We start from the raw sequence: 23802 nt of genomic DNA, 5'->3' as shown, positions 1-23802 counted from the left end.
ACCTGCGGCGCCTCTTCACCACCAGCACAGCGACCACCCAGCCAGCATGACCCGGGCACACCCCCCGACTCACACATCCTCCCCATAGTCACGCCATCACCACACCGGACCCCAAAGCGCAACAGCCTCCATGGCACGGTGGGGGTGCCCCTCACGGGCTCGAGTCGCGTCCTCCGAACGGCCGAGAGGAGATCGGCACCTGCGACGCGGGACACTTCGACGGGGTACGGCTCGACGACACCGGCCGCGCCTGGATCGCCGCCCACGACGGCCTGCACTGCTTCGACCCCGACGGCACGCTGCTCGGCAAGCTGCACCAGCCGGAGATCACGTCGAACCTGACGTTCGGCGGCCCGAAGCGCAACGACCTCTTCATCACGGCGACCAGCTCCGTCTGCACGGTGCGGGTCAACTTCACCGGCGCCCGCTACCCGCGCTGACGCTCCCACTGCGTGAAGTTCTGCCACTGGAACCAGGTGCCGATCCCGATCTCGCCACCGACGACGGCGACGACCTCGCCGTCGTCGTCACACCGCTGGGCCCCGAAGTCGACGCTCCAGGACTGCGGGTTCGAGCCGCGGAGGCGCAGGTGCGGCACGTAGCCGTCGGTCAACCTCCAGGAGCCGGTGAGGCGAACAGAGGTCCCCGCCGGATGACGCTCCCGCAGCGTGAGCGTCGCGTCCCGGTCGCCCAGGAGCGGGTCCTTCTCGAGCTCGAGCCTCGCCACGGCCGGTCCACCGTGGGGACCGGTGCCGCCCACCCCGGTGAAGGTTCCTGACGTGGTCAGGAGGGGCGGACCCTGATCCACCCAGCTGGACGTGGAGGCTCCGCAGACCTGCTCGGCCCGCGCATGGCCCGGCAGCGCCGCGACCAGAGCCGTCGCGACCAGCGTGAGGGCAGCGGCGTCCACGCTCGCCCGCCGGACGACCCCAGGCAATTCCGCCATCGTTCGCCGCCTTCCACCCTCGGCTTGCCGAGGTGTACGGGACCGCTCGCATGACTACTTACCGTACGGGGTCGAGTACCCATTGTCATCGACCTCGTCCGCCTTGACGTATTCCTGTATCGGTATATGTTGTGGTCATGGCACGAGCAGCGACGACCGCGGACGCGTTCAACGCCGTGGCAGAGCCCAGGCGCCGACGGATCCTTGACCTCCTCGCCGGCGGGGAACGGCCGGTGAACGACCTCGTCGCGGAGCTCGGCCTGGCGCAGCCGCTGGTGTCCAAGCACCTCCGGGTCCTGAGGGAGGTGGGCCTGGTGGACGTGCGGGACGAGGGGCGGCAGCGGATGTACCGGCTCGACGGCCGGCCGCTCGAACCCATCTACGACTGGGTGCGGACCTACGAACGGACCTGGTCGCGGCGTTTCGACCGGCTGGACGACGTGCTGGAAGAGCTCAAGGAGACGGAGACCGGAGATGACGATGACGAGTAGCGGGACGGCAGTGGTGACCCTGCCGACGGACACACAGATCCTGATCACGCGGGAGTTCGCCGCGCCCAGGCACCTTGTCTACCGGGCGTGGACCACGCCCGAGCTCATCAGGCGCTGGTGGAGCGGGGGCATGGGCAAGGTCACGGTCGTCGACGTCGACCTGCGGCCGGGCGGCACCTGGCGCCACGTGATGGTGACGGACGAGGGCCTCGAGGTCGGCTTCCACGGCGAGTACCGGGAGGTCGTCCCGAACGAGCTCATCGTCTGCACCGAGGTCTTCGAAGGCATGCCGGACGGAGCGGACGAGCCAGCGGTGTGCACGTACACCTTCACCGAGCAGGACGGGCGCACGACGGTCACGCTCCTCACCGAGGTCGCGACCAGGGAGGTCCGCGACATGATCCTCGACTCCGGCATGGAGACCGGCATGCAAGCCGGGTGGGACCTCGTCGAGCAGATCGCGATCTCGCTCCGCTGACCGGGGCGCGTCACCCTCGCAGCTGCGCATCGTCTGTGTACCACGGACCTGCCCAACAGATCGTCCCGTTCGGGCGGTGATCGCGCTCGCATGGTGAAGTGATCACTCGACCGGGTGCGCCGCGTGGGTGAACCGTTCGCTCGGCTCGCCGTGCAGGTGGCCCGCCGGCAGGATGCGCCCGCAGATCCCCAGCATGAGGTCCTGGGCGGCACCCGACAGCGTCGTCCCGGATCCGAACGTCCAGTCGAGGTCGTCGGCGCGCAGTGAGATGCCGGTGAGGTCGACGCCGAAGTACGCGAGACTCCTCGGGTGGATGCCGTCCAGCACCATGCGCATCCGGTCCGCGGGCACACGTCGATCGAGGCCGAGCGCCACGGTGATGTCGAGGCCGTGGATCACGTCGTGGCTCAGTGCACCGGCGTACCCGCCACCCGGCGGCTTCCACGGGTGGTCGACGTTGTCGGCCAGCGACCCGACGAGCTCGTCCGCCGTCAGCGACGCCGCGTCGCCGCGGGCGGCGCGGTCGGCCAACCGGTCGAAGCTGCCGCGTGCTCGGAGCAGCCCGAGCAGCACCTTCGGCGTCGAGTACCGGTACGGCATGGTCATGTGCGCCACGACCTCGCGGACCCGCCACCCCTCGCACAGCGTCGGTGCGTCCCACTGCCGGTCGGTCAGGCTCGCGAGCAGGGCGGCCAGCTCGCGTCGTTCGGCGGCGATCGCCGCCCTGGTCTCGGTGGTCATCGGCACTCCTCCGTCACGGGATGGACGCCCTACCGACGAACGGGCACCGCCGCGACGGACAGGTCCGCCGTCACGAAGGCGCCGCGATCTCGGCGAGCCGGCGGCGCAGGAAGCGGCGTTCGGTGTCGGTGGGCGCCGACCGCAGTGCCTCGCGGTAGGCGTCCCGCGCCTCGACGTGCCGGTCGAGGCGGCGGAGCAGGTCTGCGCGCGTGGCCGGGAGCAGGTGGTAACCGGCCAGCTCCCCCGACGCCTCTATCACCTCGACCAAGGCGAGGCCGGCGGCCGGACCGTCGGCCATGCCCACCGCCACCGCCCGGTTCAGCGCCACCACCGGCGACGGCACCAGCCGCGCGAGCTCCCCGTACAGCGCGGCGATCTGCGCCCAGTCCGTATCGTCCGCGTCCGCCGCGGTGGCGTGGCACGCGGCGATCGCGGCCTGCACCTGGTAGGTGCCGGGTCGCCCGCGCCGCAGCGCCCCGTCGAGCAGCTCCGCGCCCTCAGCGATCTCCGCGGTGTCCCAGCGGAGGCGGTCCTGCGCGTCCAGCGTGACCAGCTCGCCTGCCTCGTCGAGCCGCGCGTCCCGGCGGGCGTCGTGCAACAGCATCAGCGCCAGCAGGCCGACCGCCTCGGGTTCGTCGGGCATCAGCCGCGCCAGCACCCGGGCCAGCCGGATCGCCTCCGCGCTGAGGTTGCGCCGGACGAGGTCGGCACCGGACGTCGCCGAGTAGCCCTCGTTGAACAGCAGGTACAGCACGGCGAGAACGGCCGGCGTGCGCTCCGGCAACAGGTGGGCAGGCGGCACACGGTACGGGATGCCGGCGTGCCGGATCTTCCGCTTGGCGCGGGTCAGCCGCTTGGACATCGCCGGCTCGCCGACCAGCAACGCCCGGGCGATCTCGGTCGTGGTCAGCCCGGCCAGGGTGCGCAGGGTGAGCGCGACCTGGGAGTCCATCGCCAGCGCCGGATGACAGCAGGTGAACATCAGACGCAGCCGTTCGTCCGGCACGTCGCCGTCGTCGCCCGGCTCCGGTTCGTACGTCATCGCGGCGACCTCCCTCAGCTTGGCGGCACCCACCGCCTCGCGGCGCAGCCGGTCGACGGCGCGGTTGCGCGCGGTCGTGGTCAGCCACGCAGCGGGCCGCCGCGGCACGCCGTCGCGCGCCCAGCGGCGTACCGCCTGGGCGAAGGCGTCCTGCGCGCACTCCTCGGCGAGGTCCCAGTCCCCGGTCACCCGGATGAGGGTCGCCACGACCTGGCCCCAGTGGTCGCGGAACGCCTGTGTGACCGCCGCGTCGACGTCGGGCGTCAAGGCGTACTCCGCGTCACGGAGTCCAGAGGGGCCGGATCTCGATGGTCCCGTAGCCGGCGGCGGGGTGCTTCGCCGCGATCTCGATCGCCTCGTCCAGGTCGGCGCACTCGATCAGGCAGAACCCGCCGACCTGCTCCTTGGTCTCGGCGAACGGGCCGTCGGAGAGCAGCACCTCGTCGTCGCGCACCCGCACCGTGGTGGCCTCCGCGGGCGGCCGCAGCCCACCGCCGCCTCGCACCACTCCGCGCCGCAGCATCTCCTCCGTCCACCCACCGCATCCGTCGTTCGCGTGGGCGGCCGCCGACTCGTCACCACAGATCAACAGCATGTACTGCATGGTTTCTCCTCCACGTGTCCGTTCACCCACCCGACGAACGGCGACAGCGGGAACGGACACTTTCCGGAATGGTGCTGACGGTCTGCCCGGCTGCGTCGACTTCCCTCTTCGAGCAGTGGCTCAGGCAGCAGTGGACGAAGTCCTGAACAACGGGGTCGGTGTCGCCCGCGGGTGTCCAGGCGACGCCGACCTGGCTGGGGCTGACGCCGCTGACGGGTCGGTACGTGACGCCGGGGCGCGCGTAGAAGCGGGCGGAGGATTCGGGAGCGAGGGCGACGCCGTAGCCGTTGGCGATCGCGCTGAGCCAGTCGTCCGGTTGGTCGGTGACGGCGCCGATGCGGACGGGGTGGCCGTCGCGTTCGTCGGCGGCCAGCCAGTAGTCCCGCCACCGGCCCAGTTCGGGTGGGGCTGCCACGAACGGCTCGTCCCACAGGGCCGGGAAGGGAATCAGGTCGCGCGTGGCGAGGGGGTGTGCGGTGGGAAGTGCGACCCAGCGGGGTTCGGTGAACAGCACCTCCACCCGCAGTGCGTCCTGGCCGGGGACGGGCAGCCGCAACAGGGCGGCGTCGACGTCTCCGTCGGCGAGTCCGGCGGTCGGGTTCGAGAATGACGCCTGCCGCATGTCGACCCGCCAGCCCGGCCTGCGGCGGGCGAACGCCGCGACGATGTCCTGGGTGGCCTCGTTGGCGGCGCTGGCGAGGAACCCGACCCGCAGGACGCAGGCCGCCCGGCCGGCCGCGCTCTTGGTGTCCCGCAGGGCCTGATCCCAGTCGCCCAGCAGAGCGGGCACCCGCTCCGCCAAGGCCAGACCCGGTTCGGTGAGGGCCATGCCGGCCCGGGACCGCGTGAACAACCGCACGCCGAGCTGGGTCTCCAGTTGCCTGATCTGCTTGGTCAGCGACGGCTGGGACACGAACAGCCGTTCCGCGGCGCGGGTCAGGCTCCCTTCCTCCGCCACGGCGACGAAGGAGCGCAGCAACCGGGTGTCGACATCCATGCCGCCAGGTTATAGACGCAGGTATTGGCGGCCGGGCAGGACCTCGGTGAGGCTTGACGCAGCGACGCGGGTAGCGGCCCGCCTAGGCTCACGACGTGAGCGACTGAAGGGGAGACACGTGTTCATCGCCTACGCGATCGTCACTGTCATCGCGATCGTGGCCAACGGCGGCATGGCCGTGTTGGACCTCGCCAGGCACAGGTTCGTCCTCGCCAACGGGGCCGAGCTCGGTCTCCCCGAGTCCTCGCTCCCGTGGCTCGCCGCGCTCAAGGCCGCCGGAGCCGCCGGGCTGCTGCTCGGGCTCCTGGGCGTCCGGTTCGTCGGCATCGCCGCCGCGACGGGGCTCGTCCTGTTCTTCGTCGGCGCCGTCGCTGCGCACGTCCGTGCTCGCGTCTTCCACAACATCGCGTTTCCCGGCGGCTACCTCGCGCTGGCTACCGCGTCTCTCGTCCTTGCCGTCGCGAGATAGACGTCGGGATGTGGGCCGACGTCAGAGCGGCTCGATGGCGGTGCGGACGCCGGTGAGGAACTCGGAACGCTCCCACAGTTGGGCGGCGAGCGTGGTGTCTCGCGATGTACGGCTCGAGCGGACCAGCGTCGGGTAGCCGTTGCGCTGCATGAACCCGTCCGGCCCCACACATGCGCCGCCTCCGACGCCGGGCGCGGTCGCCGCGTACAGCATCGGCAGCGCGCCCATCTCGGGGTCCTGCGCGCGTCCGCCGGCAAGGACCTTGCCCTGCAGCGAGGTGTCCCGGCGCTGCCCCTCGGTCGCGGTGACACCGGGGTGAGTCGCCACCGAGATGGTCCGCCGATCCGCCGCGGACAGCCGCCGTTGCAGCTCGTAGGCGAACAGCAGGTTCGCCAGCTTGGACTGCGCGTAGGCCAGCCACCGCTGGTAGCGGCGGCGCTCCCAGTTCAGGTCGTCACGGATCCTGCCGAGCACGTGCAGGCCGCTGGACACGGTGACGACGCGGTCGCGCACACGGTTGATCAGCAGGCCGGTCAGCACGAACGGCCCGAGGTGGTTGGTGCCGATGTGCCGCTCGAAACCGTCCGCCGTCGTACCCTGCGGCACCGCCATGACTCCCGCGTTGTTGATCAGCACGTCGACGTCGCCGTCGAGGCCGTCGACGAATGCCTCGTCACCCTCCTGCCCTGCCACAGCCGTCCCAACAGCACCAGCAACGGGCCGACGATCATCGCAACGAACGGGCCGACAATGGGTACGACACCGGCTGAATACAGCAGGATGACCAGGCCGACGCCAACCAGGGCGACGAGCCCGAGTAGGAGCACGTAGCGGACCGGCTTCGGCCACGGCCGCACCTCCGACTCCGGCCGGCTGCCTACCGACCGTGGGTCGTCAGCACCTGCTGCGGAGCGTCCCCGGCCCACTCCCCGATCGCGGTCAACGACTGCGCCCCCGCTGCCAGGTCTATCCTCACCCTTCGCCCAGCGCATCAGCCGCTCGGTGTCGATCTCCGACGGCACTCGCTGGAAACGGAAGTGGGCGCCCGAGCCGACCTCGATGTGCGTCGGCGGCGTACGTTCCGAAACCCGTCGCAACCATTCCAGGCACCGCGCCCCTCGGTCCCCGGCCCGCTCGCAGCCGGCCCGCACCGACCCTGCGAAGTCCAGCCCGGCGAGGTCAGCCGCCCGCCGCACCAACGAAGCAACCACCATCACGTCCCGAGTATCGAGCGCGCCGTCCTCGAGCAGGGACATCGCGAACGCTCCCGCCTCGACCAACTCCGCGCTGCGGGACACGACGACCGACGAAGCCGAACGCTCCACCCACCCCAGCAGGACCCGCGACCGACCCCGCGACAACTCACCCCGACCAGCCGCTTCCAGCCACGCACCGGGGTCGTCGCGTAGCGAGCGCTGGACCTCATCGGCCCAGCGCCGGGCGTTGCCGTGGGCCGGTGAAGCGCGATCGAGCGCATCCACGACCGCGCTCACCGTGCGCACCTCGCTCTCCCGCCATCCACACAGACCTGTCCGTCACCTAGCAGAGCGTCAACGAGGAAGCGTAGTCACGCAGTTAGGCACTCACGTGCGGGAGGCTCGACCGCCGACTAGGGGGTCGAGCCTCTGATCTGCATAGATGAGGGTGGGCGATGCTGGGATTGAACCAGCGACCCCTTCGGTGTGAACGAAGTGCTCTCCCACTGAGCTAATCGCCCGTCGCGGCGCTCACTCTAGCCAGGACCGGCCGAGTCGGGCGCCGCGGGTCTAGGGTAGCTGATTCACGATGTCGGTGTTCCACGGCAGCGTCATGCCGAAGACGCCGAGATACGTGGCGCAGCAGGCGACGAGCACCACGCTCGCCGCCAGGAGCAGGACCTGGTTGCGTCTGCGCACCCGCGGGTCGAAGGCCTTCTCCTTCGCGGCGAGGGCGGCGCCCTTTGCCCTGCGCAGTGCGTGGCGGGCCCACATGAACTCGCTCGCGAGGATCGCGAAGCCGGCGACGATGGCGAGCCAGCCCGGGCCGGGGGTGACGAGCATGATGATGCCGGCGAGGAGCACGACGATGCCGATCACGAAGACGAAGACGCGCCAGGTCGTGTTGAGCACCTTGTTGCGGCGCATCCGCGCCCGGCAGCGCTCGGCCGCGGCCATGGCGAGCCGATGGGGGCGCTTCGAACGGCTCACGTCGTGAGCGTACCTGTCCGTCTCGTCTGTCTCGACCGTCCGACGCGGCGAGGTGTCGACGTCTCCGGCGCTCATATACGGAGGAACGATCGGGTCGGCGTCAGGGTTTCGCACCGGTCGCCACCTGCCGGCGCCCTCACGGGTCGATGCCCTCGGCGGCGCGGGAGGCGAAGACCTCCATGGCCTTCTGCGTGATCGGGCCGGGTGCGGCCGGGAGGACCCTGCCGTCGGCCGCGCGGATCGGCTGCACGTCGCGCGTCGTGCCGCACAGGAAGGCCTCATCGACGTCGGCGAGGACGCTCAGCGGCATGTCCTTCTCGGCGGCGCCGACCCATTCGAGGACGAGTGCGCGGGTGACACCCGCCAGGCAACCGGACTCCAGCGTGGGCGTGACGAGCTCACCGTCGACCACGACGAAGATGTTGCTGCCGGTGCCCTCGCAGAGGTCGCCGGCGAGGTTGCCGAAGATGGCCTCACCGCCACCGCGCTGCTTGGCGTAGCCGAGCGCCACGACGTTCTCCGCGTACGAGGTGCTCTTCACGCCCGCGAGCGCGCCGCGCTCGTTGCGCGGCCACGGCACGGTGGTGACGTCGACGGTAGGCGTGGGCAGCGGCTGCTGGCCCACCGCGACGAGCAGTGTCGGTCCGTCCGCACCGCGCTCGGACCCCAGCGGCGCGACACCGCCGGTGAAGGTCACCCGCAGGCGGCCGAGGCCGGGGAACGTGTTCGCGGCGACGACGTCCTCCGCCGCACGGCGGGCGAGGTCGAGGTCGGGCTCCGGCAGGCCGATCATGGCGGCGGACCTGGCCAGCCGCTTCAGGTGCCTGGTGAGCGCGAACGTCACGCCGTCGGTCACCTTGATCGTCTCGAAGACTCCGTCACCGACCGTCAGCCCGTGGTCGAACGCGGAGAGATGAGCCTCCGACGCCTCCACGAGACCTGTGTTGAGCCAGACCCGCACGCGAGACCTCCCTCGGGGAACGTTGGCCCCAGCCTAAGGGGTCAGTCCAGGCCGCCCGTCACCGTCTCCACAGCCGACACGATCTCGGCCAGCAGACCTTCCGCGGCGCGCAGTTGCGGAGTCACCTCCCGGTCGACCGGCATGGCGGGCACCTCGCGCCGGACCACCGCCCGTGCCGCCTCGACGGCCGGGCTGCTCGGCGCGATCGAGGACCGGAAGTCCAGCGCCTGCATCGCGCACACGAGCTCGACGGCGAGCACGGAACGGACGTTCGCGACGACGTCGTGCAGCTTGCGCATCGACGTCCACCCCATCGAGACGTGGTCCTCCTGGTTGCCGCTCGTCGGAATGGTGTCGACCGAGGACGGGTGCGCGAGCACCTTGTTCTCGCTGACCAGCGACGCGGCCGTGTACTGGGCGAGCATGTAGCCGGAGTTGGTCCCCGCGCGTTCGGCGAGGAACGGCGGCAGCCCGCGCGAGAACGCCGGGTCGAGCATGCGGTCGACGCGACGCTCGGCGATCGACGCGAGCTCGCTCAGCGCCATCGCGAGCATGTCACCGGCGAACGCCAGCGGCTCGCCATGGAAGTTGCCGGTGGTCATGACCTCGCCGTCGGCGACGATCACCGGGTTGTCGACGACGGCGCCGAGCTCGACGCGCAGCGTGCGGCGGGCGTGGTCGAGCACGTCGCGTACCGCGCCGTGCACCTGCGGCGAGCAGCGCAGCGAGTACGAGTCCTGCACCGCGTGGTCGCTCTCCCGGTGGCTGCGCATCAACGGCGAGCCGTCGAGCAGCGCGCGCAGGTTGCGCGCGCTGGCGAGCTGCCCGGGATGGGGACGCAGCGCCTGCACCCGTTCGTCGAACGGCCGGTTCGTGCCTAGCAGGCCGTCGACCGAGCACGCACACGCGACGTCCGCCACCCGCACGAGCAGGTCGGACTCGGCGATCGCGAGGGCCAGCAGCACCTGCATCGGCTCGGTGCCGTTGATCAGGGAGAGGCCCTCCTTCGCGTCCAGGACGAGCGGGGTGAGCCCCTCGTCGGCCAGCAGCTCCGCCGCCGGCACGCCGTCCGGCGGTCCGCCCGCCCGGCGCAGCCTGCCCTCGCCCACGAGCGGCAGTGCGAGGTGGGCGAGCTGGGCGAGGTCGCCCGACGCGCCGACCGACCCCTTGCCCGGCACCACGGGGAGCAGGCCGCGGTCGAGCAGCTCGAGCAGCCGGCGCGGCAGGTCGACCCGGACCCCGGAGTAGCCGGCGGCGAGCGTCCGCGCCCGCAGGAGCAGCAGCCCGCGCACGACGTCGTCGGTCAGCGGGTCCCCCACCCCCGCCGCGTGTGACCGCAGCAGCGACAGCTGCAGCCGCTCGATGTCCGCCCGCCCGATGTGGGTGTCGGCCAGCGCTCCGAATCCCGTCGTGATCCCGTACATGACGGCGCCACGCTCGACGGCGTCGACCACCACCCGCCGGGACCGTTCCATCCGCACACCGACGCCCTCCGCCAACCGCGCGGTCGCCCTCCCCCGCGCCACGTCCACGACGTCACGTATGTCCAACCCGTCGCCGTCGACCTCGACGATGCGCATGTCCTCCGTAGGCATGCCCCGGAACCTACCCCGGCTGGGGTCCCCGCTCGTGGTGCCTACCCCAGCCGGGGACCCCGCTCGTGGTGCCCACCCCACCCGGGGTCCCCAACGGTTGCTCGCACCCCTGCTGGGGTCCCCAGCGGTCGCCCGCGCCCTCACCGGGGACCCGGCGGGGAGGGGCTGGCGCGTCCACAGGTTCGGTCGACGCCCTCGGGTTCGGGGTCGCCGGTGCCGACCTTCAGGGCATGACAGACGACGATCAGCTCACTGCCCGGCTGAAGCGGCAGCACGGGATCATCACCAGGACGCAGGCGCGTGCGGCCGGCATGTCACCCGAGGCACTGCGGTGGCGCACCCGCAGCGGTGGCCCGTGGCAGGTCCTGCTGCGGTGCGTGTACGCCTGCTTCACCGGCGAGGTGACCGAGGTCCAGCGGTACCAGGCCGCCCTGCTGCACGCCGGGATCGACGACGCGGTGCTCACCGGCCGCCCTGCCCTGCGCCTCCAGGGGTTCCGCGACGTCGCCGAGCCCGACCTCGTCCCCGTGCTCATCCCGCACGGGAGGCGTACCGGATCCGTCCCGACCGTCACGATCATGCGCACCCGCCGGCCCCCGACCGGCCGGCCCGTCGAGCGGTTGACGGTGGCCGAGCCGGTCCGGGCGACGGTCGACGCGTGCCGCACGGCACGCGAGCTCGACGACGTCCGGGGGTTGACGATGCAGGTACTCGGGTCGCGGCGCGTCGGTATCGAAGCGCTCGCACACGAGCTGACGAAGGGCGACAAGCGTGGCACCGCATACCTCCACCAGGCGCTCGCCGACTACGGCGAGGGGGTCCGCTCGGTCGCCGAGGCCGACGCGAGGGATCGACTGCTCCGCCTCGACCTCCCCGTGCCGCTGTTCAATCCCGACCTCTACCTCCCCGACGGGACCTTCCTCGCACGCCCGGACGCGTACTGGCCGGACGCCGCACTCGCGTTCGAGGTCGACTCGTTGCTGCACCACGGAGACTTCGACGGCCTGGAGCACACGCAACGCCGCCACGCGCGCATGTCGGCCCACGGCGTGACCACGATGCACGCGTCACCACGCCGCATCGGCGGCGACTGGCCGGTGCTGGCCGGCGAGCTCGGCGCCGCGTACCACCACGGGCTCACCCGCCCCCGCCCGCGGCTCGTCGTGCGCCCCTGCACCTGACCCCGCTGGGGTCTCCGGTCGTGGCCCACACCCCAACCGGGGTCCCCAACGGTTGCCCGCGCCCCCGCTGGGGTCCCCAACTGTGGGCCGCACCCCCGCCGGGACCGGGGCGTGCCGACGACGTCCCGGGAAGCCGGTACCTGTTTGGGCATGCCCTCGGCCATCGGTTAGAGTTGCGCACGCACCGAGGTCCTCGACCGGTGCACGCGGACGTAGCGCAGCTGGTAGCGCGTCACCTTGCCAAGGTGAAGGTCGCGGGTTCGAACCCCGTCGTCCGCTCGGAGGGCCACCGAGCCCTGAACGGCGGAGTGGCCGAGTGGCTTAGGCAAGGGCCTGCAAAGCCCTGTACGCGGGTTCGATTCCCGCCTCCGCCTCGCCATACCAAGCAGAACCAGGGCGATTAGCTCAGTGGGAGAGCACTACCTTGACACGGTAGGGGTCGCAAGTTCAATTCTTGCATCGCCCACCCTGGTGACGCGTGTTCGTCGAGCGTTGCTCGACCTCACCACGACCTTCGCACCGTCTGGGGGCCGAGCCCCCAGACCCCCACGTTCCCGGGTCCTGCTGGAATGTCCTCTGGTTGGGCGCTTCGGACTTCGTCCTCGCTTCTCATCTCATGTCGCCTCGCTCTTCACTCTTACGATGGCTGCGTGGGTGACGTGATCGTGGTGGGGTCGGGTGGGGCCGGGGTATCGGCGGCGGTCGAGGCGGCCGCCCGCGGCGCCTCGGTGATTGTCGTCGAGGCCGCGGCGCAGGTTGGCGGGACGGCCTCCGCCGCTGCCGGCGGGACGTGTGTCGCCGGGTCGCCACTGCAGGCCGAGCTCGGCATCCACGACTCCCCCGACCGCGCGCTGGCCGACTGGCTCGCGTGGGGCGGCGAGACCGCCCACGCCGAGTGGGCGCGCCGGTACCTCGAGGCGAGCGTCCCCGACGTGTACGCGTGGCTGGGCGAGCTCGGGGTGACCTGGTACGAGGTCCGTCCGCACGAGGGCAACAGCGTGCCCCGCTGGCACGCGCCCCGTGGCGGAGGACGGGCCGTCATGCGAGCCCTCACGGCGCACGCGCGCGGCTACGACGGCATCGACTGGCTCACCGACACCCGCGCGACGTCGCTCGTCACCGAGGCCGGTCGCGTGACCGGCGTCGTCGTCGCCACCCCGGCCGGGCAGCGCGAGCTGCGCGCGGCCGCCGTGGTCGTCGCGTCCGGCGGATTCAACAACAACGAGACCATGCTGCGCCGGCACTCCGCCGCCGCGCGGAGCGCACCCCGCATCCTGCTCGGCGGCGGCGCCGGCGCACGCGGCGACGGTCACCGCATCCTCGCCGACGCGGGCGCCGACTTCCGACACCTCGACGTCGTCTGGATGTACGCCTACGCCACACCCGATCCCGACGACCCCGGATCGCGTCGCGGGCTCGTCCTGCGCGGACTCGACGGTGACGTGTGGGTCGACCGGCGCGGCCACCGGTTCCACAACGAGGCCCGCCGCGGCGGCGCAACGGGCACTCCCGCGCTCCTCGCCCAGGAGTCCGGCACCTGCTGGTCGGTGATCGACGCCGGCATCGCCGCGCGCTTCTACGTGTCCGACCCGGCGTACCGCGACGGCGGCACGCCGCTGCGCGACCGGCTCGACCGGCTCCTCGACATCTCACCGTTCGTCGTCTCGGGCGACGACCTGGCCCAGGTCGGCCGGCGGGCCGGCATCGACGGCACGCAACTGCGGGAGACCGTCGAGGACCACAACCGGGCGAGGCGGTCCGGGCTCCCCGCCGATCCCCACTTCGGCCGACCGCTGCGCGGGCTGGAGCCCCTCGACCAACCCCCGTTCCACGCGATCCAGCTCTTCCCGCTGGCGCGCAAGAACCTCGGCGGGGTCCACACCGACCTCGACGGACGCGTACTCGACCGGCGCGGTCTCGCGATCCCCGGCCTGTACGCGGCGGGCGAGGTCGCCGGCATGGCCGGCGGACACATCAACGGCGCGGCCGCGCTCGAGGGCACCATGTTCGGCCCGAGCATCTTCAGCGGCCGGGTCGCGGGTCGCAGCCTCGCGTCCTGACCGCCCCCACGAGACCCGCGCTCAGGGATAGGTCGTGACGTCCTCGGGGCACAGGTCACCCGGTGTACGGCTACCGAGCAGCGCCACGGCCGAACGCATCTCCTCGGCGAGCAGGTCGAGCACCCGCCGCACTCCCTGCTCACCCGCCGCCGCGAGGCCGAGCGCCTGCAGCCTGCCGATCCCGACCCAGCGGGCACCGAGCGCGAGCGCCATGACCACGTCGGTGCCGTGCCGGACACCGCCGTCGAACCCGATCTCGGCGCGTCCTGCGACCGCGGACACGACGTCGCCGAGCCGGTCGAGGGTCGCGCACCCGTAGTCGAGCTGGCGGCCCCCGTGATTCGAGACGTACACCCCGTCGACGCCGTGCTCGACGGCCAGCCGCGCGTCGGCCGCCGACACCACGCCCTTCAGCACGATCGGCAGCGTCGTCGCCGCGCGCAGCCGGTCGACGACGTCCCACGTCAACGCGGCCTGGTAGGCGGCCCCACGCGGGCCACCCTGCCCCGCATGGTCGGGACGGTCGGCCGCCTCCCGCGGGGAGAACCCGTTCACCAGGTCCCTCACCCGGCGGCCGTAGACCGCCGAGTCCACGGTGAGGTGGACGGACCGGTAGCCGAGGTCCTCGACCCGCCGCACGACGTCGGCCAGCCAGCGGTCGTCGCCGCGCACGTAGAGCTGGCACGCCATCGGCTCCGGCACGGCGGCCGCGACCTCGGCGAAACCCGGCTTCGCCATCAGGCCGACGACGCAGGTCGTGCCGGCGGACGCCGCCGCGCGCGCCGACGCCACGGCACCGTCGGGATCCACGAGGCTCAGCGAGCCGATCGGGGCCAGCACCACCGGCAGGGCGAGCGGGGTGCCGAGCATCGTCGTCGAGAGGTCGACGGAGCCGACGTCGCGCAGGACGCGCGGCACCAGCGCCCGCCGCTCGTACGCCTCGCGGTTGCGCCGCAGCGTGGTCTCGGTCTCCGCGCCACCGAGCACATAGTCGAGCACGTGCGGGTGGAGCCGCTCCCCGGCCGCACGGACGACGGCGTCGATCGTCCGCAGCCGGTCGGCCGCCTCGCCGGCCGGTACGACGCCGTCCACCGTCAGCCCTGGCGCGGCAGGACGACGTCGACCAGCGCCGGCCGGCGCTCGTCGCGGACCACCTTCGCCGCGGCGGTCAGCACCTCGGTCAGGTCGTCGCGATCGGTCACCGGTCCCCACGACTCGACACCCTGCGCCCGCGCGAGCATCGCGAAGTCGACCTCGGGGTCGTCGAGGTCGATGCCGACGCCCGCGTTCTCGACCGCACGCTCCCGTGTGCGCGCCATGATCGTCTGGTGCATCCGGTCCTGGCCGTACGTACGGTTGTTGGCCATCACGGTGAGGATCGGCAGCCGGTAGCGCGCCGCCGTCCACAGCCCTGACGGCGTGTACAGCAGGTCGCCGTCCGGCTGCAGGTTGACGACCATCGTGTCGTCGCCGCGGTGCGCGAGTGCCGCCCCCACCGACACGCCCATGCCGTAGCCGAGTCCGGCACCGACGTTGCGGCCCAGGTGCGCGTTGAAGCGGTCGAGCGGCCAGCCGCGGCGCACGTCGCCGCGCAGCTGCCCGTTCGCGAGCTCCCACGGCCCGTCCGACACGACGTCGCGGACGGCACGGCTCAGGGCCGCGCTCGTCAGGCCCTGGTCGGCCGCCTCGGTGAACCGCCGATGCGACCGCTCGTGCAGGTCCGCGGTGAACGCCGTGAGCGCCCGCCTGCGCGCCGACCGGTCGCCCGCCCGCTCCGCCACCATGCCCGCCAGGACGGGCAGGCAGAGGGCCGTGTCCGCGAGTACGTCGACCATCGCGTCGGCCGCGGCGGGATGGTCGGTGCCGGCGTAGTCGAGGAACCCCTTCAGCATCAGCTGGTTGGTGCTGATGCTCACCACGGTCGCCGACGGGCGGACGAGCGACTCGTAACCGTGGTGCACGGCGTCGGACCGCCCGAGGCCGAACATGAGGTCGCGCAGGTCGAGACAGAGCACGACATCGGCGTCGGCGAGCAGCTCGTGGTGCGCGTCCGTGGCGTCCGCCCAGTGCCCCGTCGGGAAGTTGTGCCTGGCCATCAGATCGACCACCGGCGCGGCCAGCGCCTCGGCCAGCTCGGCCAACGCCGCGTACGCCGCAGCGCTCTTGCCCACGTAGTCCGCGAGGATCACCGGTCGTTCGGCACGCACCAGCAGGTCGGCCACCTCGTCGAGCACGTCCTGCGGCGCCGCCATCGACGGGCGTGCCGCGAGCGGCCCGAGTCCCGGTGACGCCGGCGTCGAGGGACCGAGCGGCTCCTCCTGCAGACCCGCGTCGAGCGCCACGTACGTCGGGCCGTACGGCACCGTCGTCGCGATCCGGTGCGCGCGGCGCAGGCTCGCCGGGACGGCGGCGAGGCTCGCGGGCTGGTCGTCCCACTTGACCGAGTCACGCACCACGAGGGACTGCGCGTGGGCGGTGTGGACCCAGTCGATCCACGGGCGCCGCCTCGTCGCGTCGACCGGACCAGAGCCACCGAGCACGAGGACGGGAGCCTGGTCGGCCCACGCGTTGAAGATGGACATCGAGCCGCTCTGCAGGCCGACGAGGTTGTGCAGGACCACCGCCATCGGCCGTCCCGCCGACTTCGCGTAGCCGTGCGCCGCCGCGACCGCGACGTTCTCGTGCAGCGCGAGGATCAGCTCCGGGCGCCCACTGCTCACCAGCGACTCGTGCAGCCCGCGGAACGACGCGCCGGGGTTGACTGCCGCGTACTCGATCCCGAGCTCGGTCAGCGTATCGACGACGAGGTCGCTGCCGTACCTGTCGTGGGTCATAGCTTCACGTGCACGCTCTTGTGCTGGAGGAAGCTCTCCATCTCCTCCATGCACTCCTCGCGGCCGAGACCGCTGTCCTTGAAGCCGCCGAACGGCATGCCCCAGTAGTGCGTCGTGCTGTCGTTGACCCAGACGTACCCCGCATCCAGCCGGTCGGCGGTGCGTAACGCGGTCGTCAGGTCGTTGGTCCAGATGCTCGCGGCGAGGCCGTAGTCGACATCGTTCGCCGCCGCGACGACCGCGTCGAGGTCACTCCACCGGCTCAGCGCGATGACCGGACCGAAGACCTCCTCCCGCGCGATCCGCATGTCCGGTGCGACGTCGGCGAAGAGGGTGGGCGCGACGAAGTGGCCCTCGGCGGGCAGGCGTGGGTCGTCGGGGCCGCCGGCGACGAGCCGTGCGCCCTCGTCGATCGCGGAGCGTACGTAGGCACGGACGCGGTCGGCCTGGACCTCGGAGATCAGCGGTCCCATGTCGACCGCCGAGTCGTAGGCGGGACCGAGGGTGAGCTCGCCGAGGGCGCTCGCCGTCGCCGCCTCGAACTCGTCGTAGATGTCCTCGTGCACGAAGACACGCGACATCGACCCGCACGACTGGCCCTGGTTGGCGCGCAGGTTCATGCCGAAGAGCAGGTTGCGCGCGGCCGCCTCGACGTCGACGTCGGGGAACACGATCATCGGGTTCTTGCCGCCGAGCTCCAGCGAGACCGAACGGATCTTGTCCCTGGCGGCACTCGCCTGGATCTTGCGAGCGGTCCCGACGCTCCCGGTGAAGGCGATGCGGCGGATCGCCGGATGCGACACCAGGGCGTCACCCGTCACGGCGTCGCCGGTCACCACGTTCCAGACCCCGGGCGGGAACGACTGCCGGATCAGGTCGCCAAGCAGCAGCGCGGAGAGCGGTGTCTGGTCCGCCGGCTTCAGCACCAGGCAGTTGCCCGCGATCAGCGCCGCCAGCGAGCCCTTGACCGCGAAGAGGATCGGGTGGTTGAACGCGACGAGACGGGCGACCACGCCGTACGGGACGTGCCGCGTGTAGTGCAGGCCGCCCGTCGTCGGCATGACGTCGCCCCGCAGGGCAGCGGCGAAGCCCGGCCACCTGTGCAGCACCTTGAGCATGCCGTCGACGTCGTTCAACATCCGCTCCACCGGCAGCCCGGCGTCGATCGCGTCGAGGGTCGCCAGCTCGGTGCCGTGCTCCGCGATCAGGTCCGCCAGCCGCACGAAGCACGCGCCACGCTCCTCGACGCTCAGCGCGGCCCACGCCGGGTGGGCGGCCTCCGCCGCGCGTACCGCCGCGTCGACGTCCGACGCGTCCGCGACCGCGTAGCGTCCCACCGCCCTGCCGGTCGACGGGTCGAAGGTCTCCACGACGCGCTCGGACCCGGCCTCCACCCATTCGTTGCCGATCAGCAGCGCGGGTCGCCGCGCCACGACCGACGCGAACAGGTCGTCGAGCCAGCCTGGTTCCTTGAGCCGCGCCAGCGCCGCGGCGTGGTCGAACCAGGACAAGGGGCGGGTGACGGGCACTGACGTGTTCTGCTCGCTCATGACATCTCTCTCGTCGTCGGTGACCAAGGTCAGCGTTGCCGCTCGCTTTCCTTCCAGGGGGCGATCCACCTCTCCGCGCGACGGATGAGCGCCGTGAGCGCGACGCCGAGCAGCATCAGGAGGAAGACAGGGACCAGCATCGACGCGGTGTCGAACTGGTTGCCGTACTTCACGATCAGGGCGCCGAGGCCGGTGATCGCGGTGAAGAACTCGGCCACGACCATGCCGATGATCGCCCGGCCGACGCCCAGGCGGAGCCGGCGCCGCGGGTAACGGATCACGCGACCGGAGTTGCTCTGGTCGAGTGCCGGGCTCAGCATCACCGCGGCCGGCGTGCCCTTCGCGTTGCCCGCGTAGCCACCGCCCTGCGCCCGGAAGCGCAGCACCGGATCCTCGATGTACTTCACGATGTCCGGCCAGGACTCGTTCTCGTAATGGTGCGCGTCCGCGTCGACGATCAGGAAGTCGTCGTACCGCCGCTCCTTCGCCTGCGCGGCCGCGTGCGCGAGGTGCTTGGTCGTGTGGAACCCCGCCCGCTCACCGGTGTTCAGGGTCTCGAGGGCGAACTCCCCCGGAGTGCCCGCACCGTTGACGGTCATCTACCCACCTCATCCACGTCGACGGACCGCGGCTCACCCGCGGTCGGCGGAGAGCCGTCCACCCCAGAACGTCAGCTCGAACACCTCGAGGTCGACCACCCGGAGCATCTCGAGACAGCAGTTCGAGACGTCGGTGGCGTTGACGTGCTCACCGAGCAGTGGCACGAGGCCGGGATCCTCCTCGTACCGCCGGGAGTACTGGCGCACGGCGAGGGTGAACATCTTCTGCAGCAACGGATCAGGCAGCGTGCGCTCGACGCCGGCCTCGAGCAGCTCGTCGAGCACGCCCTCGACCGACGCCAGCCTGTCGTCATCGGGAACGGCGTCAGACATGGACGTACACCTCCTCGCCCCTGACCTCGGTGGCGTACTTCCTCAGCCGTGCCTTCGGATGTGCGGGGGACACGCCGGTGCGGATGTCGTACTCCATGCCGTGCCACGGGCACACGAGATGCGTGGTGTCGGTCGAGAACCTGTCACCCAGGTACCTGCCGCCGGAGTCGACGACGCCCTCGACGCGGTTGATCAGCATGCCCTCGCCGACCGGACCGCCCATGTGACCGCAGGTGTTGCTGAGGGCGAACATCTCACCCTCGTGGCGGAAGACGACGATCTCGTCCCCCCCGACGGTCACGAGCTTGCGGTCCTCGTCGGTGAACTCGGCAACGGTTCCCACGAGGTACTCGGCCACCCAAACCCCCTTCGGTCCGGCGCCGGAAAACGGTCGACCCGTCCTGCCTGTATGTCCTCAGTAGAAGACATATTGACTCAGGTAATGGATGATACGGGCGCCTCCGACGGTCCGGCAAGGCGTGTCGACACTTTGTCCCGCCGGGTGAGCGTTTACGCGGGCTTTCTGCTCCGGCTGGTCCGATGGTGATGTCGCCGAACCGGCGGCGTCTCCATCGGAGGGAACGACAGATGGCTCTCAGCAGACGGGTCAAGGTCACGCTCGGCGCGACGGTGTTCGCCGGGGCCGCGGCGCTCACCACGACGGGCGCGGCGGTCGCGCAGGCCGAGGACGGGCCGATCCTGCGGATCACCGAGAGTGCCTCGGAGGATCGTGGCGGCACCACCGGGCTCGCCGACGACGGTGACTGCCCGCAGGGTCAGGGCGGCGGCGGTTCGGCCGCGGCAGCGGACGGTCGATGAACGGGACAGGCGTGGCGGCCGGTGCCCTCGGGGGCCCGGCCGCCTCCCCCGAGGGGCCGGTGCTCGAGCGCGCCCTGTTCGAGGTGAAGCGGGTGATCGTCGGCCAGGACCGCATGGTCGAGCGGCTGCTCGTGGCGGTGCTCGCGAAGGGGCATTGCCTCCTCGAGGGCGTCCCCGGTATCGCCAAGACGCTCGCGGCCGAGACCCTCGCCACCGTCGTCGGCGGGACGTTCGCGCGGATCCAGTTCACCCCCGACCTCGTGCCGTCCGACATCGTCGGCACGCGGATCTACCGGCCCTCGACCGAGGGCTTCGACGTCGAGCCGGGACCGGTGATGGCCAACGTGCTGCTCACCGACGAGATCAACCGGGCACCCGCGAAGGTGCAGTCGGCCCTGCTCGAGGTGATGGCCGAGCACAAGGTCAGCATCGGCGGCCGGACGTACCCGCTGCCCGCGCCGTTCCTCGTGCTCGCGACCCAGAACCCGATCGAGTCCGAGGGGGTCTACCGGCTGCCCGAGGCGCAGCGCGACAGGTTCCTGATGAAGATCGACGTCGACTACCCGACCGAGCAGGAGGAGCTCGCCATCCTCTACCGGATGAGCGTGCGTGCGCCCACGGCCTCGCCGATCCTCACGCCGGAGTCCGTCATCGCGCTGCAGGGTGCGGCGAGCGACGTGTTCGTCCACGACGCCGTCGCGCGCTACGCGGTACGGCTGGTCGCCGCCACGCGCGACCCGGCCGCCCACGGCATCCCCGATCTCGCGCCGCTGCTCGCGTACGGCGCGAGCCCGCGCGCGACGCTGGGGCTCGTCGCCGGCGCGCGCGCACTCGCGCTCGTCCGCGGACGGCACTACGTGCTGCCGCAGGACGTCCGTGACCTGGCAGGTGACGTCATCACCCACCGGCTCGTGCTCTCGTTCGACGCCGTCGCCGACGAGGTGCCGGCGCACCATGTGGTCGAGCGGATCGTCCAGGCGATCCCGTTGCCACGGGTCGCGCCGGCGCAGGACGCCCAGGATGACCGGATGGGGATCCATGAACGCTCCGGCGCTGCCTGACCTCGTCCAGGAGCAGTCGTTCCGCCGGCTCGAGCTCACCATCACCCGGCGTCTCGACGGGCTCCTGCAGGGCGACCACCTCGGTCTGGTGCCCGGGCTCGGCACCGAGCCGGCCGACGCCCGCGAGTACCAGCCGGGCGATGACGTGCGTCGGATCGACTGGAACCTCACGGCGAGGACCGCGGTCCCGCACGTGCGTGACCTGGTCGCCGACCGCGAGCTCACCACCTGGGTGCTCGTCGACGCCACCGCGAGCATGGACTTCGGTACCGGCCGCGTCGAGAAGCGCGACCTCGCCGTCGCCGCCGTCGCGGCCGTCGGCTTCCTCACCGACCGCATCGGCAACCGGCTCGGTGCGCAGATCCTGTCCGCGACCGGCCTGCGCCGCATCCCGCCCGAGGGAGGTCGAACGCACCTCCTCGCGGTGCTCCGCCGGCTGCGGACGGCCCCGCGCACGCCGCCTGGCGCTCCGGCCACCACCTCGCTCAGCGAGGCGATCGCACTGCTGCGTCGCACCGCCCGCCGCCGCGGCCTCGTCGTCGTGGTGTCCGATCTCCTCGACGGCGTCGACCCGGACGGCCCGGAACCGCCGTGGGGCAGGCAGTTGCGCCTGCTGCAGCACCGGCACCAGGTGCTCGCGATCGAGGTCGTCGACCCGCGGGAGCTCGCGCTCCCCGACGTCGGGCTGCTCACGCTCGTCGACCCGGAGACCGGTCGCCGCAGGGACGTGCCGACGGCGAGCAGGCGGCTGCGCGAGCGCTACGAACAGGCGGCCACCGCGCAGCGGGAGACCGTCGCCAGGATCCTCCGCCGAGCCGGAGTCGCGCACCTGCGACTGCGTACCGACGGCGACTGGGTCCGTGACATCGCCCGCCACGTCCTCTCCGCGCGCCGGCTCGCCGGCGCCGCTCCCGCCCGACAGGGAAGGACCCCGTCGTGACCTTCATCGCTCCCGAGCGCCTGCTGTTCCTCGCCGCGCTGCTCGCGCTCGCCGCCACCTACGTCGTGCTCCAGCGCCGGCGTACGAGGTTCGCGGTCCGCTTCACCAACCTGTCGCTGCTGGAGAAGGTCGCGCCGGCACGTGCCCGCGGGTGCGTTCATGCTGATGCTCGGCATGGCCATCACCGGGTTCGCCCAGCCGACCGCCGAGGTACGCGTCCCGCGTGAGCAGGCCACCATCATGATCGCCGTCGACGTGTCCGACTCGATGCGCGCGACCGACGTCGACCCCAACCGCCTCGACGCGGCGAAGACCGCGGCCGCCGCGTTCGTCGACGAGCTGCCGGAGCGCTTCAACGTCGGCGTCGTCTCGTTCTCCGGGCAGGCCACCGTCGTCGTCCCACCGACGACCGACCGTGCGGCAGTGCGCGACGGCATCGGCAACCTCGCCCTCGGCCCGCGGACGGCGATCGGCGAGGGCGTCGCGACGTCGCTGCAGGCCATCTCGAACTTCGGCGCCCAGTTCGGCGAGGAGACCCCACCCGCGCGCGTCGTGCTCCTCTCCGACGGCACCAACACCGCGGGACGCACGATGGAGGCCGCGGCCCAGGAGGCCGCGGGGGCCGGCGTGCCGGTGTCGACGATCGCGTACGGCACGGCCGAGGGGATCATGGAGCAGAACGGCCGGCAGGTGCCGGTGCCCGTCGACGGCCCCGCACTCGAGCGGCTCGCCGAGACGACCGGCGGGCAGTTCTACGAGGCCGCGAGCGGCGACGAGCTCCGCGACGTCTACGCGGACATCGGCAGCTCGATCGGCTACCGCGTCGAGGACCGCGAGGTGTGGATGTGGTTCGTCGGCGCTGCCCTGGTCCTCGCCTGCGCGGCCGCCGTCGGCTCGCTCCTCTGGTTCTCCCGACTCCCCTGACCGCGTTCGTACGTACGAGAGGAACGAGCCATGAGTGCAGGAGCTGACGAGCGAGGAGGCGGGCACGACGGATACACCGGCCAGATGCCACGCTTCGGCCTCGGTGACCCGCGCGGTCCCGACTTCGTCCCGCCACCGCCGGGCATCGGCCCGCCGCCCGAGATGCGGGACGAGCAGTGGCCGGCCCCACCGCCGGCCGCCGTGCCGGCTCCGTCCACCGAGACGCCTCGTCCGCGCGGACGGCTGGGCCGGGTGCTCGCTGCCGCCGTCCTCGTCGCGACGCTGACCGGTGGCACGGCGGGCTTCGCCGGCACCCGGCTCGCCCAGCAGGACCCGTCGTCCGCTCTCCCGCAGTCGTCGGCCGGCCCCGCCAACGGCACGGGAGACCTCAGCGGGACGGCGGCGCGCGTGCAGCCGGCCGTCGTCTCCGTCGAGGTGCGAGGCGTCCGCTCCCGCGCCACCGGCTCCGGCTTCGTCATCGACACGCGCGGCCACGTCCTCACCAACGCGCACGTGGTGGACGGCGGCGGCGACGTCACCGTCGTGCTGTCGGACCGCCGGCGCCTCGACGCCGAGGTCGTGGGCACGGACGAGGCCAACGACGTCGCGGTGCTCGCCGTCGACGCGTCGAGGAGCCCCGCGCCGATCGTCCTCGGCCGCTCCGCCGACGTCCGCGTGGGCGACCCGGTGCTCGCGGTCGGCTCGCCACTCGGCCTCGCCGGCACGGTCACGGGCGGCATCGTCAGCGCGCTCGACCGCGAGGTGCCGCTCGGCGGCGGACAGGAGGCCGTCGTGGTGCAGACCGACGCGTCGATCAACCCGGGGAACTCCGGCGGACCGCTGGTGAACGCGCGCGGCGAGGTCGTCGGCGTCAACACCGCGATGCTGACCCGCGGCGGATCGGGTTCGATCGGCATCGGGTTCGCGATCCCCGTCGACCGGGCCGCGGACGTGGCACAGCGGATCATCCGTACACGCTGAATACTGGCGA

General features: G+C 72.0%; 26 protein-coding genes, 4 tRNA genes and 1 pseudogene. 14 read left to right on the top strand and 17 right to left on the bottom strand.

All coding sequences use genetic code 11. The features are described from left to right. Positions 1 to 95: 95 nt before the first annotated feature. Entirely contained in the window at positions 96 to 440 is a 345-nt protein-coding gene (locus GEV10_04260) for a hypothetical protein (protein ID MQA77686.1), read from the top strand. Here the strand turns inward: GEV10_04260 and GEV10_04255 are convergent. Next, a complete protein-coding gene (locus tag GEV10_04255; protein ID MQA77685.1) occupies positions 428 to 946 on the bottom strand; it encodes a hypothetical protein in 519 nt (172 codons plus the stop codon). The two genes, GEV10_04260 and GEV10_04255, sit on opposite strands and share 13 nt — an antisense overlap. A gap of 137 nt (positions 947 to 1083) precedes the next feature. Here GEV10_04255 and GEV10_04250 point away from each other — a divergent pair, with 137 nt between their 5' ends. Together GEV10_04250 and GEV10_04245 are read left to right on the top strand one after the other, a co-directional pair. After that, on the top strand, positions 1084 to 1437 hold the full coding sequence (locus GEV10_04250) for a metalloregulator ArsR/SmtB family transcription factor (protein MQA77684.1): 354 nt from the start codon (positions 1084 to 1086) through the stop codon (positions 1435 to 1437). After that, on the top strand, positions 1421 to 1915 hold the full coding sequence (locus GEV10_04245; GenBank protein ID MQA77683.1) for an ATPase: 495 nt from the start codon (positions 1421 to 1423) through the stop codon (positions 1913 to 1915). Before GEV10_04250 ends, GEV10_04245 begins: the two co-directional genes overlap by 17 nt. A gap of 102 nt (positions 1916 to 2017) precedes the next feature. On the opposite strand, the gene GEV10_04240 is transcribed toward GEV10_04245, so the two are convergent. From GEV10_04240 to GEV10_04225, 4 genes are all read right to left on the bottom strand, one after another. Then, complete coding sequence (locus GEV10_04240; protein MQA77682.1) at positions 2018 to 2656, bottom strand: maleylpyruvate isomerase family mycothiol-dependent enzyme; 639 nt, start codon at positions 2654 to 2656, stop codon at positions 2018 to 2020. 70 nt (positions 2657 to 2726) lie between these two features. Continuing rightward, positions 2727 to 3965 carry a sigma-70 family RNA polymerase sigma factor gene (locus GEV10_04235; protein MQA77681.1) on the bottom strand — a complete coding sequence of 413 codons (1239 nt, stop codon included), beginning with the start codon at positions 3963 to 3965 and terminating at the stop codon, positions 2727 to 2729. 13 nt (positions 3966 to 3978) lie between these two features. Then, positions 3979 to 4302, bottom strand: coding sequence for a transcription initiation protein (locus GEV10_04230; protein MQA77680.1), 324 nt, complete (start codon positions 4300 to 4302; stop codon positions 3979 to 3981). Between the two features lie 22 nt (positions 4303 to 4324). Beyond that, positions 4325 to 5299, bottom strand: a complete 975-nt coding sequence (locus tag GEV10_04225) for a LysR family transcriptional regulator (protein MQA77679.1) — start codon at positions 5297 to 5299, stop codon at positions 4325 to 4327. Between GEV10_04225 and GEV10_04220 the strand changes: the two genes are divergently transcribed. Continuing rightward, positions 5298 to 5768, top strand: coding sequence for a DoxX family protein (locus tag GEV10_04220; protein MQA77678.1), 471 nt, complete (start codon positions 5298 to 5300; stop codon positions 5766 to 5768). The two genes, GEV10_04225 and GEV10_04220, sit on opposite strands and share 2 nt — an antisense overlap. Before the next feature lie 21 nt (positions 5769 to 5789). Here GEV10_04220 and GEV10_04215 read toward each other — a convergent pair whose 3' ends face one another. From GEV10_04215 to hutH, 6 genes are all read right to left on the bottom strand, one after another. Further along, entirely contained in the window at positions 5790 to 6380 is a 591-nt protein-coding gene (locus GEV10_04215; GenBank protein MQA77677.1) for a hypothetical protein, read from the bottom strand. 17 nt (positions 6381 to 6397) lie between these two features. Continuing rightward, positions 6398 to 7261, bottom strand: a complete 864-nt coding sequence (locus tag GEV10_04210; GenBank protein ID MQA77676.1) for a hypothetical protein — start codon at positions 7259 to 7261, stop codon at positions 6398 to 6400. 152 nt (positions 7262 to 7413) lie between these two features. Further along, a tRNA-Val gene (locus GEV10_04205) sits at positions 7414 to 7485 on the bottom strand. Between the two features lie 49 nt (positions 7486 to 7534). Beyond that, a complete protein-coding gene (locus GEV10_04200) occupies positions 7535 to 7921 on the bottom strand; it encodes a TIGR02611 family protein (protein ID MQA77675.1) in 387 nt (128 codons plus the stop codon). Positions 7922 to 8090: 169 nt separating this feature from the next. Next, positions 8091 to 8915 carry a 4-amino-4-deoxychorismate lyase gene (locus GEV10_04195; GenBank protein ID MQA77674.1) on the bottom strand — a complete coding sequence of 275 codons (825 nt, stop codon included), beginning with the start codon at positions 8913 to 8915 and terminating at the stop codon, positions 8091 to 8093. A gap of 41 nt (positions 8916 to 8956) precedes the next feature. After that, positions 8957 to 10495: a histidine ammonia-lyase gene (gene hutH / locus GEV10_04190; protein ID MQA77673.1), complete on the bottom strand. Its 1539-nt coding sequence runs from the start codon at positions 10493 to 10495 to the stop codon at positions 8957 to 8959. A 245-nt stretch (positions 10496 to 10740) separates the two neighbouring features. Between hutH and GEV10_04185 the strand changes: the two genes are divergently transcribed. From GEV10_04185 to GEV10_04165, 5 genes are all read left to right on the top strand, one after another. Further along, positions 10741 to 11691: a hypothetical protein gene (locus GEV10_04185; protein MQA77672.1), complete on the top strand. Its 951-nt coding sequence runs from the start codon at positions 10741 to 10743 to the stop codon at positions 11689 to 11691. Between the two features lie 206 nt (positions 11692 to 11897). Beyond that, positions 11898 to 11970 (top strand) — tRNA-Gly (locus tag GEV10_04180). Between the two features lie 23 nt (positions 11971 to 11993). Beyond that, positions 11994 to 12065, top strand: a tRNA-Cys gene (locus tag GEV10_04175). 20 nt (positions 12066 to 12085) lie between these two features. Beyond that, a tRNA-Val gene (locus GEV10_04170) sits at positions 12086 to 12157 on the top strand. 103 nt (positions 12158 to 12260) lie between these two features. Beyond that, positions 12261 to 13751, top strand: a complete 1491-nt coding sequence (locus tag GEV10_04165; protein ID MQA77671.1) for an FAD-dependent oxidoreductase — start codon at positions 12261 to 12263, stop codon at positions 13749 to 13751. Between the two features lie 21 nt (positions 13752 to 13772). Here the strand turns inward: GEV10_04165 and GEV10_04160 are convergent, their stop codons facing one another. From GEV10_04160 to GEV10_04135, 6 genes are read right to left on the bottom strand one after another with little or no spacing between them, the layout of a single operon-like run. Next, positions 13773 to 14804 (bottom strand): alpha-hydroxy-acid oxidizing protein, encoded by a 1032-nt coding sequence (locus tag GEV10_04160; GenBank protein ID MQA77670.1) that lies wholly within the window; start codon positions 14802 to 14804, stop codon positions 13773 to 13775. A 41-nt stretch (positions 14805 to 14845) separates the two neighbouring features. Continuing rightward, entirely contained in the window at positions 14846 to 16585 is a 1740-nt protein-coding gene (locus GEV10_04155) for a thiamine pyrophosphate-binding protein (GenBank protein ID MQA77669.1), read from the bottom strand. Next, positions 16582 to 18135, bottom strand: coding sequence for an aldehyde dehydrogenase family protein (locus GEV10_04150; GenBank protein ID MQA77668.1), 1554 nt, complete (start codon positions 18133 to 18135; stop codon positions 16582 to 16584). The genes GEV10_04155 and GEV10_04150 overlap by 4 nt, the downstream gene beginning before the upstream one ends. A gap of 29 nt (positions 18136 to 18164) precedes the next feature. Beyond that, a complete protein-coding gene (locus GEV10_04145; protein MQA77667.1) occupies positions 18165 to 18734 on the bottom strand; it encodes a hypothetical protein in 570 nt (189 codons plus the stop codon). Between the two features lie 33 nt (positions 18735 to 18767). Then, entirely contained in the window at positions 18768 to 19067 is a 300-nt protein-coding gene (locus GEV10_04140; GenBank protein ID MQA77666.1) for a hypothetical protein, read from the bottom strand. Beyond that, the gene (locus GEV10_04135; GenBank protein MQA77665.1) at positions 19060 to 19425 is read right to left on the bottom strand and encodes a Rieske 2Fe-2S domain-containing protein; all 366 of its coding nucleotides are present in this window, start codon (positions 19423 to 19425) and stop codon (positions 19060 to 19062) included. The genes GEV10_04140 and GEV10_04135 overlap by 8 nt, the downstream gene beginning before the upstream one ends. A gap of 230 nt (positions 19426 to 19655) precedes the next feature. Between GEV10_04135 and GEV10_04130 the strand changes: the two genes are divergently transcribed. The 5 genes and pseudogenes from GEV10_04130 (at position 19656) to GEV10_04110 (ending at position 23792) form a co-directional block, all read left to right on the top strand. Continuing rightward, positions 19656 to 19886, top strand: a complete 231-nt coding sequence (locus GEV10_04130; protein ID MQA77664.1) for a hypothetical protein — start codon at positions 19656 to 19658, stop codon at positions 19884 to 19886. Then, the gene (locus tag GEV10_04125; GenBank protein ID MQA77663.1) at positions 19883 to 20947 is read left to right on the top strand and encodes an AAA domain-containing protein; all 1065 of its coding nucleotides are present in this window, start codon (positions 19883 to 19885) and stop codon (positions 20945 to 20947) included. Before GEV10_04130 ends, GEV10_04125 begins: the two co-directional genes overlap by 4 nt. Next, the gene (locus GEV10_04120) at positions 20907 to 21887 is read left to right on the top strand and encodes a DUF58 domain-containing protein (protein ID MQA77662.1); all 981 of its coding nucleotides are present in this window, start codon (positions 20907 to 20909) and stop codon (positions 21885 to 21887) included. Before GEV10_04125 ends, GEV10_04120 begins: the two co-directional genes overlap by 41 nt. After that, positions 21884 to 22811 (top strand): annotated as a pseudogene (locus tag GEV10_04115) (VWA domain-containing protein). Before GEV10_04120 ends, GEV10_04115 begins: the two are co-directional and overlap by 4 nt. Before the next feature lie 84 nt (positions 22812 to 22895). Further along, positions 22896 to 23792, top strand: a complete 897-nt coding sequence (locus tag GEV10_04110) for a trypsin-like serine protease (GenBank protein ID MQA77661.1) — start codon at positions 22896 to 22898, stop codon at positions 23790 to 23792. The last annotated feature ends 10 nt before the right edge of the window (positions 23793 to 23802 follow it).

The sequence above is a fragment of the Streptosporangiales bacterium genome (genome assembly GCA_009379955.1).
Classification (GTDB): Bacteria; Actinomycetota; Actinomycetes; order Streptosporangiales; family WHST01; genus WHST01.
The sequence above is the reverse complement of the archived record's forward strand: the minus strand, read 5'-3'. Positions and strand labels throughout refer to the sequence as shown.

What these genes read in the sequence shown, in the direction of transcription:
- GEV10_04110 (MQA77661.1), top strand. Translation starts at nt 22,896, where the DNA reads ATGCCACGCTTCGGCCTCGGTGACCCGCGCGGTCCCGACTTCGTCCCG.
- GEV10_04245 (MQA77683.1), top strand. Translation starts at nt 1,421, where the DNA reads ATGACGATGACGAGTAGCGGGACGGCAGTGGTGACCCTGCCGACGGAC.
- GEV10_04250 (MQA77684.1), top strand. Translation starts at nt 1,084, where the DNA reads ATGGCACGAGCAGCGACGACCGCGGACGCGTTCAACGCCGTGGCAGAG.
- GEV10_04140 (MQA77666.1), bottom strand. Translation starts at nt 19,067, where the DNA reads ATGTCTGACGCCGTTCCCGATGACGACAGGCTGGCGTCGGTCGAGGGC.
- GEV10_04220 (MQA77678.1), top strand. Translation starts at nt 5,298, where the DNA reads ATGCCGCCAGGTTATAGACGCAGGTATTGGCGGCCGGGCAGGACCTCG.
- GEV10_04125 (MQA77663.1), top strand. Translation starts at nt 19,883, where the DNA reads ATGAACGGGACAGGCGTGGCGGCCGGTGCCCTCGGGGGCCCGGCCGCC.
- GEV10_04165 (MQA77671.1), top strand. Translation starts at nt 12,261, where the DNA reads ATGTCCTCTGGTTGGGCGCTTCGGACTTCGTCCTCGCTTCTCATCTCA.
- GEV10_04240 (MQA77682.1), bottom strand. Translation starts at nt 2,656, where the DNA reads ATGACCACCGAGACCAGGGCGGCGATCGCCGCCGAACGACGCGAGCTG.
- GEV10_04150 (MQA77668.1), bottom strand. Translation starts at nt 18,135, where the DNA reads ATGAGCGAGCAGAACACGTCAGTGCCCGTCACCCGCCCCTTGTCCTGG.
- GEV10_04130 (MQA77664.1), top strand. Translation starts at nt 19,656, where the DNA reads ATGGCTCTCAGCAGACGGGTCAAGGTCACGCTCGGCGCGACGGTGTTC.
- GEV10_04120 (MQA77662.1), top strand. Translation starts at nt 20,907, where the DNA reads ATGACCGGATGGGGATCCATGAACGCTCCGGCGCTGCCTGACCTCGTC.
- GEV10_04230 (MQA77680.1), bottom strand. Translation starts at nt 4,302, where the DNA reads ATGCAGTACATGCTGTTGATCTGTGGTGACGAGTCGGCGGCCGCCCAC.
- GEV10_04200 (MQA77675.1), bottom strand. Translation starts at nt 7,921, where the DNA reads ATGGCCGCGGCCGAGCGCTGCCGGGCGCGGATGCGCCGCAACAAGGTG.
- hutH (MQA77673.1), bottom strand. Translation starts at nt 10,495, where the DNA reads ATGCGCATCGTCGAGGTCGACGGCGACGGGTTGGACATACGTGACGTC.
- GEV10_04185 (MQA77672.1), top strand. Translation starts at nt 10,741, where the DNA reads ATGACAGACGACGATCAGCTCACTGCCCGGCTGAAGCGGCAGCACGGG.
- GEV10_04215 (MQA77677.1), bottom strand. Translation starts at nt 6,380, where the DNA reads ATGGCGGTGCCGCAGGGTACGACGGCGGACGGTTTCGAGCGGCACATC.
- GEV10_04145 (MQA77667.1), bottom strand. Translation starts at nt 18,734, where the DNA reads ATGACCGTCAACGGTGCGGGCACTCCGGGGGAGTTCGCCCTCGAGACC.
- GEV10_04255 (MQA77685.1), bottom strand. Translation starts at nt 946, where the DNA reads ATGGCGGAATTGCCTGGGGTCGTCCGGCGGGCGAGCGTGGACGCCGCT.
- GEV10_04225 (MQA77679.1), bottom strand. Translation starts at nt 5,299, where the DNA reads ATGGATGTCGACACCCGGTTGCTGCGCTCCTTCGTCGCCGTGGCGGAG.
- GEV10_04155 (MQA77669.1), bottom strand. Translation starts at nt 16,585, where the DNA reads ATGACCCACGACAGGTACGGCAGCGACCTCGTCGTCGATACGCTGACC.